General features: G+C 63.0%; 14 protein-coding genes and 1 pseudogene. 8 read left to right on the plus strand and 7 right to left on the minus strand.

Features of this window, described 5'->3' with window-relative positions:
• The 3 genes and pseudogenes from RT028_RS16790 to RT028_RS16800 all read left to right on the plus strand — a co-directional run.
• Positions 1–309, plus strand: a pseudogene (locus RT028_RS16790) (FAD-dependent oxidoreductase); the annotation flags it as partial.
• 33 nt (positions 310–342) lie between these two features.
• Positions 343–684, plus strand: coding sequence for a cupin domain-containing protein (locus RT028_RS16795; protein ID WP_312936242.1), 342 nt, complete (start codon positions 343–345; stop codon positions 682–684).
• Between the two features lie 56 nt (positions 685–740).
• Positions 741–1,820 (plus strand): polyamine ABC transporter substrate-binding protein, encoded by a 1,080-nt coding sequence (locus RT028_RS16800; RefSeq protein ID WP_312936243.1) that lies wholly within the window; start codon positions 741–743, stop codon positions 1,818–1,820.
• A gap of 244 nt (positions 1,821–2,064) precedes the next feature.
• Here RT028_RS16800 and RT028_RS16805 read toward each other — a convergent pair whose 3' ends face one another.
• Positions 2,065–3,648, minus strand: coding sequence for a peptide chain release factor 3 (locus RT028_RS16805; protein WP_312936244.1), 1,584 nt, complete (start codon positions 3,646–3,648; stop codon positions 2,065–2,067).
• Between the two features lie 470 nt (positions 3,649–4,118).
• On the opposite strand from RT028_RS16805, the gene RT028_RS16810 reads away from it, so the two are divergent.
• The 5 genes from RT028_RS16810 to RT028_RS16830 all read left to right on the plus strand — a co-directional run bounded on the left by RT028_RS16810 (position 4,119) and on the right by RT028_RS16830 (position 9,205).
• On the plus strand, positions 4,119–4,832 hold the full coding sequence (locus RT028_RS16810; RefSeq protein WP_312936245.1) for an ABC transporter permease: 714 nt from the start codon (positions 4,119–4,121) through the stop codon (positions 4,830–4,832).
• 12 nt (positions 4,833–4,844) lie between these two features.
• Complete coding sequence (locus tag RT028_RS16815) at positions 4,845–5,756, plus strand: glycine betaine ABC transporter substrate-binding protein (protein ID WP_312936246.1); 912 nt, start codon at positions 4,845–4,847, stop codon at positions 5,754–5,756.
• On the plus strand, positions 5,753–6,406 hold the full coding sequence (locus RT028_RS16820; RefSeq protein ID WP_312936247.1) for an ABC transporter permease: 654 nt from the start codon (positions 5,753–5,755) through the stop codon (positions 6,404–6,406). Before RT028_RS16815 ends, RT028_RS16820 begins: the two co-directional genes overlap by 4 nt.
• Complete coding sequence (locus RT028_RS16825) at positions 6,403–7,560, plus strand: ABC transporter ATP-binding protein (RefSeq protein ID WP_312936248.1); 1,158 nt, start codon at positions 6,403–6,405, stop codon at positions 7,558–7,560. Before RT028_RS16820 ends, RT028_RS16825 begins: the two co-directional genes overlap by 4 nt.
• A gap of 481 nt (positions 7,561–8,041) precedes the next feature.
• Entirely contained in the window at positions 8,042–9,205 is a 1,164-nt protein-coding gene (locus RT028_RS16830) for a type III PLP-dependent enzyme (protein ID WP_312936249.1), read from the plus strand.
• A 153-nt stretch (positions 9,206–9,358) separates the two neighbouring features.
• On the opposite strand, the gene RT028_RS16835 is transcribed toward RT028_RS16830, so the two are convergent.
• The 6 genes from RT028_RS16835 to RT028_RS16860 form a co-directional block, all read right to left on the minus strand.
• A complete protein-coding gene (locus RT028_RS16835) occupies positions 9,359–10,153 on the minus strand; it encodes an amidohydrolase (protein WP_312936250.1) in 795 nt (264 codons plus the stop codon).
• The gene (locus RT028_RS16840) at positions 10,141–11,289 is read right to left on the minus strand and encodes a pyridoxal phosphate-dependent aminotransferase (protein ID WP_312936251.1); all 1,149 of its coding nucleotides are present in this window, start codon (positions 11,287–11,289) and stop codon (positions 10,141–10,143) included. Before RT028_RS16840 ends, RT028_RS16835 begins: the two co-directional genes overlap by 13 nt.
• 112 nt (positions 11,290–11,401) lie before the next feature.
• A complete protein-coding gene (der, locus tag RT028_RS16845; protein WP_312936252.1) occupies positions 11,402–12,865 on the minus strand; it encodes a ribosome biogenesis GTPase Der in 1,464 nt (487 codons plus the stop codon).
• 116 nt (positions 12,866–12,981) lie between these two features.
• Positions 12,982–14,124, minus strand: a complete 1,143-nt coding sequence (bamB, locus tag RT028_RS16850; protein WP_312936253.1) for an outer membrane protein assembly factor BamB — start codon at positions 14,122–14,124, stop codon at positions 12,982–12,984.
• Position 14,125: 1 nt separating this feature from the next.
• The gene (locus RT028_RS16855) at positions 14,126–14,767 is read right to left on the minus strand and encodes a tetratricopeptide repeat protein (RefSeq protein ID WP_312936254.1); all 642 of its coding nucleotides are present in this window, start codon (positions 14,765–14,767) and stop codon (positions 14,126–14,128) included.
• 39 nt (positions 14,768–14,806) lie between these two features.
• On the minus strand, positions 14,807–15,076 hold a 270-nt coding region (locus RT028_RS16860), incomplete at its 5' end, for a His/Gly/Thr/Pro-type tRNA ligase C-terminal domain-containing protein (RefSeq protein WP_312936255.1).

Raw genomic sequence — 15,076 nt, forward strand, 5'->3', positions numbered from 1 at the left:
CGCGGCCTGGCCCTGGCCGGGGGCTATGGCGGCGAAGGCGTCGGCGCCAGCAACCTGGGCGGCCGCACCCTGGCCGCGCTGATCCTCGGCCAGCACAACGCACTCACCGCCCAGCCTTGGGTACACGACAACCGGCCGCTGTCGAGCCTGGCCAGCTGGCCGCCTGAACCGTGCCGCTGGCTGGGCTACAACGCGATCATCCAGAGTTTCATCCTTGAGGACCGCGTCCTCGCCAACCCGGCCAGCCCGGTCTGGCGCCGGCGCCTGGCCAGGCGCCTGGCCGAATTCATGGAAAGCTTCATGCATTGAGTTGCACCCACTGTCACAGGAGACCTCGCAGCCATGAGCATCATCCAGTTCAAACACACCGAGCGCGCTGTGCTGGAAACGTCCAACCCCGTTGCCGTCCCGTTAGGCGAGCCGGTGGCAGTGACCTCGGTCACCTGCGTCGAGCGCGGCGACGGCGTGGAAACCGGCATCTGGGAATGCACCCCGGGTCGCTGGCGGCGGCAGATCGTGCAGCAGGAGTTCTGCCACTTCATCAAGGGCCGCTGCACCTTCACCCCCGATGATGGCGAGCAGCTCTTCATAGAAGCCGGCGACGCCCTGCTGCTACCGGCCAACAGCACGGGCACCTGGGACATCCAGGAGACCGTGCGCAAGACCTACGTACTGATGTTCTGATCCGCTGATCGCCTGCCGTTCTTCAATAACAACAAACCCAGCAAGGTAAACCGGACATGCGCACACTCCTTATCGCTCCGCTGTTGCTCGCCGCTGGTGTGGCCAATGCCGCCGAATCGGTGAAGATTTACAACTGGTCCAGCTACATCGCCCCGGACACGCTGCAGAACTTCCAGAAAGCCACCGGCATCGTGCCCACCTATGACGTCTACGACAGCAACGAGACCCTCGACGGCAAGCTGATGACCGGCAACTCCGGTTACGACGTGGTGTTTCCTTCCAACCACTTCATGGCTCGGCAGATCCAGGGCAAGGCCCTGAAGCGGCTCGACAAGGCGCAACTGCCGAACTGGCAGAACCTGGACCCGCGCCTGCTCAAGGTGCTGGAGGTGAACGACCCGGGTAACCAGTACGGCTTTCCGTACCTGTGGGGCAGCACCGGCATCGGCTACAACATCGACAAGGTCAAGGCCGTGCTGGGCGACAGCGCGCCGCTGGATTCGTGGGACCTGATCTTCAAGCCCGAGTACCTGAGCAAGCTCAAGGGCTGTGGGGTGGCCATGCTCGACAACGGCCCGGAGCTACTGCCGATCGCCCTCAACTACCTGGGCCTGCCGCACCACAGTCAGAAGCCTGAAGACTATGAAAAGGCCAAGGCACTGCTGATGAAGGTGCGGCCGTACATCAGCTACTTCCACTCCTCCAAGTACACCGGCGACCTGGCCAACGGCGATGTGTGCGTGGTCGTAGGCTTCTCTGGCGACGTGTTGCAGGCCAAGAACCGCGCCGAAGAAGCGAAGAACGGCGTGAAAGTGGGGTACTCGATCCCCAAGGAAGGTGCGCCGCTGTGGTTCGACATGGTTGCGATGCCGGTCGATGCGCCGGACGAGAAACAGGCTTACGCCTATATGAACTACCTGTTGCAGCCTGACGTGATGGCCAACATCAGCAACTCGGTGCAGTACGCCAACGGCAACGCCAAGGCCAATGCGCTGGTCAAACCCGAGCTGACGCAGAACACCATGATCTACCCGAGCGACGATGGGATGAGCAAACTGTTTGCACTCGAATCGATGCCGGCGAAGATCGACCGCATCCGTACGCGGATCTGGACCAGCATCAAATCGGGAAACTGACCCCACAGGAATGACCAGCGCCTTGTAGGCGCGGCCGGTTCGGCGCTCCGGTTAGCCGCAATGGCCGGCGGAGCCGACCCAAGACTGCGATCACTGTCTGCCTGCTATTGCGCGTTGCTTGAGTCAGGCCGGCGTTGCCGGCCATCGCGGCTGAAGCCGCTCCTACACCGACCGCATTTTTCTGAAGAAATGCGCGTGCCGAACACGATAGAAATCCTGTGGGAGCGGCCGCGCCTACAGACGATCAATGGTGCTCGCGCGTGGCCCGGAATTTCACATCGGGCCAGCGCTCTTCCATCAACGCCAGGTTTACCCGCGTCGGGGCCAGGTAGGTGAGGTGGCCGCCGCCATCGATGGCCAGGTTCTCGATGGCCTTGTTCTCGAATTCTTCGAGCTTCTTCTTGTCGTCGCAGGTGATCCAGCGCGCCGACCACACGGTGATCGGCTCGTAGGCGCACTCGACCTTGTATTCCTCTTTCAAGCGGCTGGCGACCACATCGAACTGCAGCACACCGACGGCGCCGAGGATGATGTCGTTGCTGCGCTCGGGGAAGAACACCTGGGTGGCGCCCTCTTCGGCCAACTGCTGCAGGCCTTGGCGCAACTGCTTGGACTTGAGCGGGTCTTTCAGGCGCACGCGGCGGAACAGCTCGGGCGCAAAGTGCGGAATACCGGTGAAACCGAGCACTTCACCTTCGCTGAAGGTATCGCCGATCTGAATGGTGCCGTGGTTGTGCAGGCCGATGATGTCGCCGGCATAGGCTTCTTCGAGCTGTTCGCGCTCGGACGAGAAGAACGTCAGGGCATCGCCGATGCGCAAGTCCTTGCCCAGGCGCACATGGCGCATTTTCATGCCCTTTTCGTAGCGGCCGGAGCAGATCCGCATGAAGGCGATACGGTCGCGGTGCTTGGGGTCCATGTTGGCCTGGATCTTGAACACGAAACCGCTGAATTTCTCTTCGACCGGCTCCACGGTGCGCTCATTGGCAACCCGCGCCAGCGGACGCGGCGCCCAGTCCACCACGGCGTCCAGCACGTGATCGACGCCGAAGTTGCCCAGCGCGGTGCCGAAGAACACCGGGGTCAGCTGGCCATTGATGAACTCGTCCTGGTTGAACGCGTGGCAGGCGCCCTGCACCAGTTCCAGCTGCTCGACGAAGCTGTCGTACTGATCACCGAGGTGCGCGCGGGCTTCATCGGAGTCCAGCTTCTCGATGATCTTGGTTTCGGTACGCTCATGCCCGTGGCCTGGGGTATAGACGATGATGTAGTCACCCGTCAGGTGATACACGCCTTTGAAATCGCGGTAGCAACCGATCGGCCAGGTGATCGGCGCCGCCTTGATCTTCAACACCGCTTCGATTTCATCGAGCAGCTCGATGGGGTCGCGGATGTCGCGGTCGAGCTTGTTGATGAAGCTCACGATCGGCGTGTCGCGCAGGCGGCACACATCCATCAGGGCGATGGTCCGCGGCTCGACGCCCTTGCCGCCGTCGAGCACCATCAACGCGGAGTCGACGGCGGTCAGGGTGCGGTAGGTGTCTTCGGAGAAGTCTTCGTGACCGGGGGTGTCGAGCAGGTTGATCATCTGCTCGCGGTAGGGGAACTGCATCACCGAGGTGGTGATGGAGATACCGCGCTGCTTCTCCATTTCCATCCAGTCGGAGGTGGCGTGGCGGTCGGACTTGCGCGACTTCACGGTACCGGCGACGGCAATGGCCTTGCCCATCAGCAAGAGTTTCTCGGTGATGGTGGTCTTACCGGCGTCGGGGTGGGAGATGATGGCGAAAGTGCGGCGCTTCGCGACTTCGGCGGCCTGATGGGTCATGGGAAATCGCCTGACTGGGTCTTCGAAAAAGGGGCGGTATCATACCTGATCTGCGCCACAGACCAAAGCTGTGCGGCGGCTGAAGATCGTTTGCGCCAAGGTCCGCAGCGCAGTTGCAAGCCTGCGGCAGGCGCTGTCGGACAATACCCGTCAAAGCAGTGTTTTCACTGGCCTGAACCCCCTTCCAGCACCTTTTTATCCTGCCTTTTGCCGTGCCAACTAGTGGATTAACGCTGGCCAAATGCCGTCTGGCATGGGAACCTTTGCGCCCTGCGAGACGTCCACTTCCCTGCTGCACCGTGTGCTACAGGGCTGTAAACACCTGCTTCACAAGCCTGACGAGGCTTGGCTCATGGCGTGTTTTGCTGCCTCCCCCAGGCACCGCGCTGCTTCTCGCGACCCCACTGCCTGCCGCCAGCAATGGCTGGCCCAGAACAGTGCGTTCGCCGACAAAAAAAAGGAGTCCACCTGTGGCTGAACGCTACGGAAAAGGGCTGCTGGGATGGGCCACCGTGCTCATCATCCTGGCCCTGCTGATCCACTGGATCGGCCTCGATACAATCGCCCGCTACCGGGGCGATCTCGGTTTCTACCTGCAAGCGCACCTGGTACTGGTTCTGGCTTCGATGGCGGCGGCACTGGCCGTGGGCATCCCGGCCGGCATTGCCTTGAGTCGACCGCAGCGGGTCGACAAAGCCGAGCGCTTCATGCAGTTCTTCAACGTTGGCAACACCATTCCTCCCCTGGCCGTTCTGGCCATCGCGCTCAGCGTTCTGGGCATCGGCGCAGGCCCTGCGATCTTCGCCCTGTTCCTCGCCTCTCTCCTGCCCATCGTGCGCAACACCTACGAAGGCCTGAAAAACGTCCCCGCCTCGCTCAAGGAAGCCGCCACCGGTATCGGCATGACGCCGCGTCAGCAACTCTGGCAGGTCGAGATGCCCAATGCCGTGCCGATCATCGTTGGCGGGGTGCGGGTCGCCCTGGCGCTGAATGTCGGCACTGCGCCGCTGTCGTTCCTGATCGGCGCGAACAGCTTGGGGAGTCTCATTTTCCCCGGCATCGCCCTGAACAATCAGCCGCAACTGTTGCTGGGCGCTGCGTGCACCGCATTGCTGGCGCTGTTGCTCGATGCGCTGGTGAGTTTCTCCAGCCGGCGCTGGCTGGAACGCGGCCTGGCCCGATAAGAGAGGATGTCCATGAAAAGAACCATCGCCTTGCTGCTGGGCGCGGCCCTGCTGTTCGCAGGATTCGCCCAGGCCGCCGAAAAACCGCTGATCCGCATCGGTGCGCGGGTGTTCACCGAACAGACCGTGCTCGCCGAAATCACCGCCCAGTACCTGCGTGCGAACGGCTTCGACGTGCGCATCACTTCGGGGCTGGGCAGCAACATCGCCCGTCAGGCCCAGGAAACCGGCCAGCTCGACATGCTCTGGGAATACACCGGGGTCTCGCTGGTGTCCTACAACCACATCGAGGAACGCATGCCTAGCCCAGAGGCGACCTACGACAAGGTCAAGCAGCTGGATGCGCAGAAAGGCCTGACCTGGCTCACGCCCTCGAAATTCAGCAATACCTATGCGCTGGGCCTGCCGCAGAAAGTGGCCGAGAACTACCCGCAGATCAACAGCATCAGCGACCTGACGCGGGTCTTGAAGGATGAGTCCGAGCGCACCCATCTGGTGGCCCTGGACACCGAGTTCGCCAACCGCCCCGATGGCCTGGTGGGCCTGCGCGAGCTGTACGACATGCCACTGGACCGGCGCAACATCCGCCAGATGGACAGCGGCCTGGTCTACACCGCGATGCGCAACAATCAAGTGTTCGCGGGCCTGGTCTACACCACCGACGGCCGCCTGAACGCCTTCCACCTCAAGCTGCTCGACGACGACCTGCACTACTTCCCCGACTACACCGCAGCGCCCGTACTGCGCACCGAGGTGCTCAAGGCCAACCCGCAACTGGCCGGGCTGCTCAAGCCACTGGCCGAAGCACTCGACGACCAGACCATGCGCACACTCAACGCCCAGGTCGATGTCGAGCACCAGAGCCCGACCCGCGTGGCAGCCGCCTTCCTGCGGGATCATCCTTTCAGCGAGGCCAAGCCATGAACTTCCTCGACACCTTTGCTCACCTGGACTGGGCGCAAGTGCTGCACCTGACCTGGCAACACATCACCCTGGTCGGCATCGCGGTGACCCTGGCGATCATCGTCGGCGTGCCGCTGGGCATCCTGATGACGCGTTTCCCTGCCGTGGCCGGCCCCGTACAGGCTGGCGCCACCGTACTGCTGACGGTACCGGCCATCGCCCTGTTCGGCCTGCTGCTGCCGTTCTATTCCAAGTTCGGCCAGGGCCTGGGCCCGTTGCCGGCCATCACCGCGGTGTTCCTCTATTCACTGCTGCCGATCCTGCGCAACACCTACCTGGCCCTGACCAGCGTCGAACCGGGCATCCGTGAAGCAGCCCGCGGCATCGGCATGACCTTCGGCCAACGCCTGCGCATGGTCGAGCTGCCGATTGCCGTACCGGTGATCCTGGCCGGTGTGCGCACCGCCGTGGTGATGAACATCGGCGTGATGACGATCGCCGCCACCATCGGCGCAGGCGGCCTGGGCGTGCTCATCCTCACCTCCATCAGCCGCAGCGACATGTCGATGCTGGTCGTCGGCGCCGTACTGGTCAGCCTGCTGGCCATCCTCGCCGACCTGCTCCTGCAAACCCTGCAACGTGCCCTGACTCCAGAAGGACTGCGCTCATGATCGAACTGAAAAACCTCAGCAAGACCTTCACCGCCAACGGTAAAGAGATCAAGGCCGTCGACGATGTGAACCTGACCGTCAATGAAGGCGAAATCTGCGTGTTCCTCGGGCCATCGGGTTGCGGCAAGAGCACCACGCTGAAGATGATCAACCGGCTGATCGTGCCCACCCGTGGCCAGGTGTTCATCAATGGCGAAGACACCACCGGGCTGGACGAAGTGACCCTGCGCCGGCACATCGGCTATGTGATCCAGCAGATCGGCCTGTTCCCGAACATGACCATCGAGGAAAACATCACCGTGGTGCCACGCCTGCTGGGCTGGGACAAGCAGCGCTGCCATGACCGCGCCCGCGAGCTGATGAGCATGATCAAGCTCGAACCCAAGCAGTACCTGCAGCGCTACCCGCGCGAGCTGTCCGGTGGCCAGCAGCAGCGAATCGGCGTGATCCGCGCACTGGCCGCCGATGCGCCGGTGTTGCTCATGGACGAGCCGTTCGGTGCGGTCGACCCGATCAACCGCGAGATGATCCAGAACGAGTTCTTCGAGATGCAGCGGGCCTTGAACAAGACCGTGATCATGGTCAGCCATGACATCGACGAAGCGATCAAGCTGGGCGACAAGATCGCCATCTTCCGCGCCGGCAAGCTGCTGCAGCTCGACCACCCCGACACCCTGCTCGCCCACCCGGCGGATGAATTCGTCAGCAGCTTCGTCGGCCAGGACAGCACGCTAAAACGCCTGCTCCTGGTCAAAGCCGAAGACGCCGCCGACAACGCGCCTTCGGTGAGCCCGCAAACGCCAGTGGCCGACGCCCTGGAGCTGCTCGACGAACATGACCGCCGCTACGTGGTGGTGACCGACGCCGAGAACAAGGCCCTGGGCTATGTGCGCCGCCGCGACATGCACCGCCAGCAAGGCACCTGCGCCGACTTCCTGCGCCCGTTCAACGCCACGGCGTCGTATGACGAACACCTGCGCATCCTGTTGTCGCGCATGTACGAGTTCAACCGCGCCTGGCTGCCGGTGCTCGACGCCGAGCAGGTGTTCCTCGGTGAGGTGACGCAGGAGTCCATCGCGGCTTACCTGAGTTCAGGGCGTTCGCGTGGGGCGAAGACGAGCATCGTCTCGCCAGCTGAAGCGGTCGCTTCCTGAGTCGGTAACAAAAAATTTATGGTCGATTTCCTCTGCAGTTCGAGAGGAAATCGTGGCCATAAATATGCACACCGGACGCCCCCTGTGGGAGCGGCTTCAGCCGCGATGGGCTGCGCAGCAGCCCCTGTCAAGGCAGCGCATGCCCCATGAGGTAACGCATTCGCCCGATTCGGCCGACTGCGTCGGCCATCGCGGCTGAAGCCGCTCCTACACAGGCCCTTCCACAATATTTAACGCCTGCCGATCCCACTGGAACATCTGCCCGCCGAGCCAGTCGGTAACTCAGGGCGCTGGCCGGATTCGCCTGTTGATTCCCCGGTCTCCACGCCCTACAGTGCGCGCCGAACGTCCATGCTGGAAACGATCCATCCGGCTCGAAGCTGCGCTTTCCAAGGCTGCGGCGAGCCAACCAACGTGGGGATACGGAGGGCGTTCGTCTGCAACCACTTATTCATTCCGTTTGCCCATGGAGTCCCTGAGTATGTCGATTCAAGTCGAAGACTATTTCGCACGTGACACTTTCACCAAGATGAAGGCGTTCGCCGACAAGCAGGAAACCCCGTTCGTGGTCATCGACACGCAGATGATCAGCCAGGCCTACGACGACCTGCGCGCCGGGTTCGAATTCGCCAAGGTCTACTACGCCGTCAAGGCCAACCCTGCCGTCGAGATCATCGACCTGCTCAAGGACAAGGGCTCGAACTTCGACATCGCCTCGATCTACGAGCTGGACAAGGTGATGAACCAGGGTGTGAGCGCCGACCGCATCAGCTACGGCAACACCATCAAGAAGTCCAAGGACATCCGCTACTTCTTCGAGAAGGGCGTGCGCCTGTACGCCACCGACTCCGAAGCCGACCTGCGCAACATCGCCAAGGCCGCGCCGGGTTCGAAAGTGTATGTGCGGATCCTCACCGAAGGCTCTACCACGGCTGACTGGCCGCTGTCGCGCAAGTTCGGCTGCCAGACCGACATGGCCATGGACCTGCTGATCCTGGCCCGTGACCTGGGCCTGGTGCCGTACGGCATCTCGTTCCACGTCGGTTCGCAGCAGCGCGACATCAGCGTCTGGGACGCGGCCATCGCCAAGGTCAAGGTGATCTTCGAGCGGCTGAAGGAAGAAGACGGCATCGAGCTGAAGCTGATCAACATGGGCGGCGGTTTCCCGGCCAACTACATTACCCGCACCAACAGCCTGGAAACCTACGCCGAGGAAATCATCCGCTTCCTCAAGGAAGACTTCGGTGACGACCTGCCGGAAATCATCCTGGAGCCGGGTCGCTCGCTGATCGCCAACGCCGGCATTCTGGTCAGTGAAGTGGTGCTGGTAGCACGCAAGTCGCGCACGGCGGTCGAGCGCTGGGTGTACACCGACGTGGGCAAGTTCTCGGGCCTGATCGAAACCATGGACGAGTCCATCAAGTTCCCGATCTGGACCGAGAAGAAAGGCGAGATGGAAGAAGTGGTCATCGCGGGCCCTACCTGCGACAGCGCCGACATCATGTACGAGCAGTACAAGTACGGCCTGCCGCTGAACCTGGCCATCGGTGACCGCCTGTACTGGCTGTCGACCGGCGCCTACACCACCAGCTACAGCGCGGTGGAATTCAACGGCTTCCCGCCGCTGAAAGCGTTCTACGTCTGACTGATGCAGGCATCAAGGACTGCTCGGCAGCCCTTGATGCCTGTGACCGCTGAGGGTAGCGTTCCTCCCCTCGCAGCGGCTCCCCCCACCCCTCGCTCAACCTCCGCCGCTTGTGCAGGGTTCCATCAGGCCGCCCGCCACGTGCCCCTCGCGTCAATGTTCAAGGCTGAAACGGTCGGCATCCAGATTGGCCGGAAATCGGCTGCGATAGGCCGCCAGCTCGGCTGCGCGAAGCTCGATCATGAACACTCCGTCTGCCTCCCCTGCGCTCAGCAGGCTTTCGCCCTGGAAGTCCAGCACCTGGCTGTCACCGGTGTAGGCAAAGCCCTTGCCGTCGGTGCCCACGCAATTCACGGCCGCGACGAAACACAAGTTTTCGATGGCCCGTGCAGGGAGCAGCCGATTCCAATGCAGGCGCCGCGCGGCAGGCCAGTTGGCGGTGTACAGCAGCAGATCGGTGTCGGTCGCATCGCGGCTCCACACCGGGAAGCGCAGGTCGTAGCAGATCAGCGGACGAATGCGCCAGCCCTTGAGCTCGAACTGCACCTGGCGCTCGCCGGGCGTGTAGTGCTTGTGCTCACCGGCCATGCGGAACAGGTGGCGTTTGTCGTAGTGCAGCACCTCGCCATCGGGGCGTGCCCAGAGCAGGCGGTTACGGTGGCTGCCGTCGGCGGCGCGGATGATCACACTGCCGGTGACCACGGCGTCGAGCTTCTTCGCCTGGGCCTTGAGCCATTTGCTGGTTGGCCCGTTCTCCGGCTCGGCCAGACGCTCCGATTCCATGGAAAACCCGGTGGTGAACATTTCCGGGAGCACGATCAGGTCAGCGCCGGCGGCCTGCTGCAGCAACGTCTCGAAGTGTTCGTAATTCGCCTGGCGGTCCTGCCAGGCCAGGCGGGTCTGCACCAGAGCGATGTTCAGGTCGGGCAATTGGCTCAGATCGCGCATAGTTTCTCCGCTGCGTGCTGCAGCGTCTCCTCACGTTTGGCGAAGCACAGGCGAAGCAGCCGTTGCTCGGCGACAGGTTGCTGGTAGAACACCGAGATCGGAATACTGGCCACGCCATGTTCACGGGTCAGCCACTGGGCCATCTCGACATCATTCAGGTCAGGGCGGATCGCCGAATAGTCGACCAGCTGGAAATACGTGCCCGGCGTGCGCGTGAAGCGAAAGCGCGAGCCTTGCAGCAAGTCGCAGAACAGGTCGCGCTTGGCCTGATAGAACGCCGGCAGTTGGTCAAGATACTCGGGCTGTTCGGCCATGAAGTCAGCCAGCGCGTGCTGCAACGGCGTCACACCACAGAAGTTGACGTACTGGTGCACCTTGCGCAGCTCCACGCTCAGCGCCGGCGGGGCGATCACATAGCCGGTCTTCCAGCCGGTCACGTGGTAGCTCTTGCCAAACGAACTGACCACGAAGGCGCGCGCATAGAGCTGTTCATGGGCCAGTACGCTGACGTGCTGGGCACCGTCGTAGACCAGGTGCTCGTAGACTTCGTCGCTGATCAGGTAGAGGTCGCGCTCGGCAGTCAGCTGCGCCAACTGGTCGAGGTCTGCGCGGGTGATCAGGGCGCCGCTGGGATTGTGCGGCGCATTGAGAATCACCAGCCGTGTGCGTGGGCTCAGGGCCTCTGCGAACGCCTGCCAATCGATGCGAAAATCGTCACCGCTCAGCTGCAGGTGCACACACTGCCCGCCGGCGAGGGCCACCGCCGGCGCGTAGGCGTCGTAACAGGGGTCGAACACGATGACTTCGTCACCGGCCTGGATCACGGCCTGAATGGCGCAGAAGATCGCTTCGGTAGCGCCCGGGGTAATGGTCACTTCGAGCTCGGCATCGACCGTTACGCCGTAATGCCGCGCGACCTTGCACGCGACTTGCTCGCGCAAGGCCGCCACGCCGGTCATCGGCGCGTACTGGTTATGACCCGCCGCCACATGCCGGCCGACCGCGTCGAGCAGTGCCAGCGGTGCGTTGAAATCAGGAAAACCCTGGGACAGGTTCACGGCACCGGTCTGCGCCGCCAACTGCGACATGGTGGTGAAAATCGTGGTGCCGACGTTCGGCAGTTTGCTGCGGATCATGTCGCCCTCTCCCTACGGGGTCCGAGGGCTATAAGCTACAAGCTCTGGGCCATAAGAAAAAGCGGCATGGATCACTCCATGCCGCTTTCTTGTGCCTCGATGCGCAACCGGATCAGCGTTTGTCGCGGCGCTTCTTCTCGGCCTTCTTGTGGTGCGACATCAAGCGGCGCTTCTTGTTGACCTGGCGGTCGGTGAGGGTGTTCTTCTTGCCCTCGAACGGGTTCTCGCCGCCCTTGTACTCGATGCGGATCGGCGTACCGACCAGCTTGAGCACACGCCGGTAGGTGTTCTCCAGGTAACGCGAGTACGAACGCGGAATCTTCTCGGTCTGGTTACCGTGGATCACGATCAGCGGCGGGTTGGCGCCCCCGAGGTGGGCATAGCGCAGCTTGATCCGACGACCATTGACCAGTGGCGGCTGGTGCTCGCTGATGGCGTCTTCGAGGATCTGCGTGAGGCGGCTGGTCGGCCAGCGGGTGACCGCCGACTTGAACGCGGCCTGTACCGACTTGTACAGGTTGCCAACGCCGGTGCCGTGCAGCGCCGAAATGAAGTGAATGTCAGCGAAGTCGACGAAGAACAGCCGACGCTCCAGCTCGGTCTTGACGTAGTCACGCTCGCCCGGCTCCATGCCGTCCCACTTGTTCAGCGCGATGACGATGGCCCGACCGGCTTCGAGGGCGAAGCCCAGCAGGTTGAGGTCATGGTCGACCACCCCTTCGTGGGCATCCATGACGAAGACCACGACGTTGGCGTCCTTGATCGCCTGCAGCGTCTTGACCACCGAGAATTTTTCGACTTCCTCGTGGATCTTGCCGCGCCGGCGCACACCGGCGGTGTCGATGAAGGTGTACTTTTCGCCATCACGTTCGAAGGGAATGTAGATGCTGTCACGGGTGGTGCCCGGCTCGTCATAGACCACCACACGCTCTTCGCCAAGCATGCGGTTGACCAGCGTCGACTTGCCCACGTTGGGGCGGCCGATAATGGCGATCTTGATGCCATCCTTTTCGCTCGGGCCCGGAATGCGCACCGCCTCTTCGCCCTCGGCGACATCGGCATCCAGTGCTTCTTCCTCGGCATCGCGAGGAATGTGGCCCAGTACCGATTCCATGAGCGCATTCATGCCGCGGCCCTGGGCGCCGGCGACCGGCATCGCATTGCCCATGCCCAGCGGCGAGAACTCGGCGCGAGCGACGTCGGCGTCGATGTTGTCGATCTTGTTGGCGACCAGGATGGCGGCCTTGTTACGTTTGCGCAGGTGCTCGGCGATCATCTGATCCGCCGCAGTCATGCCCGCACGGGCATCGACCAGGAACAGCACATAGTCGGCTTCTTCGATGGCCATCAGCGACTGCTCGGCCATCTTCTCGTCCATGCCCACTTCATCACCGGTGATACCACCGGTGTCGACGAGGATATACGAACGACCCTGCCAGCTGGCATCGCCATACTGGCGGTCACGGGTCAGACCCGACAGGTCCCCGACGATGGCGTCGCGGGTCTTGGTCAGGCGGTTGAACATGGTGGACTTGCCGACGTTCGGCCGCCCTACCAAGGCGATTACGGGAACCATGCGGCTCTCCAATGGTGAATTCTTGAAAATGCAAAGGCCGCTGCAGGGCAGCGGCCGGAGTTCGTGCGGTGCTCGAAGCACCGCGACTCAAGGTCGGCGAGACCTTGAGCATAGCGTCAGCGGACGGTCAGTGCCTCGAGCTTGCCGCTGTTGCCGTAGACGTAAATGGTATCGCCGACCACCAGGGGGCGGGCGCGCAATCCATCGCTGTCGATGCGCTCGCGGCCGACGAAGCGACCGTCGACCTGGCTGAGCAGGTGCAGGTAGCCTTCGAAGTCGCCCACGGCGATATAGCTGGAAAACACTTCCGGCGCCGACAGTTGCCGACGCGCCATGCTGTCGTTGCTCCACAGCGCGCTGGAGGAACGCTCATCGACGCTTTCGACCGTACCGGAGGCTTCGCTCACGTAGACGTTGCCAAAGCCCTGGGCGACACCGACATAGCTCGAGGCATCGCGCTGCCACAACACGCGGCCGCTTTCCAGATCCAGGCCGGCAACCCGACCCTGATAGGTGCTGACGTACAGCGTGCCACCGGACAGCAGCAAGCCGCCGTCGATGTCCACCACGCGGTCCAGCTCGGAACGGCCTTGCGGCACCGCGACCCGGCTTTCCCAGACCGGTACGCCGTTCTGGATGTCGACCGCGACCACCTTACCGCTCGACAGGCCGGCGATGGCCAGGCGATTGGTGACGATGGGCGCGCCGGTACCGCGCAGGGTCAGCACGGCCGGGGAGCTTTCGTAGATCCAGCGGCGCTCGCCAGTGGCAGCGTCCAGGCCGATCAAACGATCGTCCTGGGTTTGCACCACCACCACGTCACCGTTGTTGGCGGGCGGCGCCAGCACTTCGCTGCTCACCCGTGAGCGCCAGCGTTCCTTGCCCGTGCTGGCGTCCAGGGCAATGACTTCACCCTTGAGCGTGCCCAGCGTCAGCAGGCCGTAGCCCACGCCGACGGCACCGGAGACCGGCAGGTCGAGGTCTCGTTCCCAGGCCACGTCGCCGGTGAGGCGGTTCAGCGCGTAGACCTCGCCGGTCACGTCTGCGGCGAAGATGCGATCGTTCTCGATGGCCGGAACCAGGGTGTTGTACTTCTCACCCTGGCCTTCACCGATCGAACGGCTCCACAGCTTCTTGAGTACCACTTCCTCGTTGAACTGGGTCAGTTCGGCCGGGGGCAGTTCCTTCTTGCTGTTGCTGCTGCAACCCGCGGCCAGAACGGCCAGGGTCAGCACTGCTGCTTGTTTCCAACCGATCACGTCACGCGTCCCCTTTGGCCAAGTCGTCCAGCTTCAATTGCAGTCCACCGGTCGCGGCGTCATCGGACATCGCGGCCTTGGCCTTTTGATAGGCGCCGTGCGCATCATCGGCACGTCCCAGTTGCACCAGCAGGTCACCCTTGAGCTCCTCACGGCTGGCGAGGAAGGCCTTGTCGGCATCCCCCTCGAGCAGCTTGAGGCCTTCTTCCGCCTTGTCTTGCGCCGCGAGCACACGGGCCAGGCGCTGACGCGAGATTTCACCCAGGGTGGCATCGGCCGGCTTGTCCATCACGCTTTTCAGCTCGGACGCAGCGTCATCGAGCTTGCCGCTCTCGACCGCGACCTTGGCCACGAACAGGCTGCCGTATTGCGCGTAAGGCGTGCCGCCGAAGTCACTCTTGAGCTTGCCGGCCAGTTCGGCCACCTTGGCCGTGTCCGGTGTCCCGGTCGGGGTCAGGGTGGTTTCCAGCAGCGCCTGGTACAAGCTCGAGGCGCCCTGGGACTGATTGGTCTGGTACTTGTGCCAGGCCTGCCAGCCCATCACCACCGCAGCGGCGAGCAAGGCGCCGGTGAGCAACGGCTTGCCGTTGCGGTTCCACCAGTCCTTGGCGCCAGCCAGGCCATCATCATCGATACTCGACACCCCAATACTCCTTCTCAGCAATTCGGCAGTTGAACCGCATCACGCCTGCGCGATAGCGGTTTCCAGGTGCTCGGCCAGAGCATCCCAGGCAATGTTCTGTTGTTCGCCCTGGCCACGCAGGGGCTTGAAGCCAACCACTTCGGCGGCCAGTTCGTCGTCGCCCAGAATCAGCGCGAACAGCGCGCCGCTCTTGTCGGCTTTCTTGAACTGGCTCTTGAAGCTGCCGGCACCGGCGTTGACCGCCAGGCGCAGCGAGGGCAGCCGGTCGCGCAGGCGCTCGGCCAGGCGCAGGCCGGCAAGCTCGGCCGG

Source organism: Pseudomonas sp., assembly GCF_032058845.1.
Lineage (GTDB): Bacteria > Pseudomonadota > Gammaproteobacteria > Pseudomonadales > Pseudomonadaceae > Aquipseudomonas.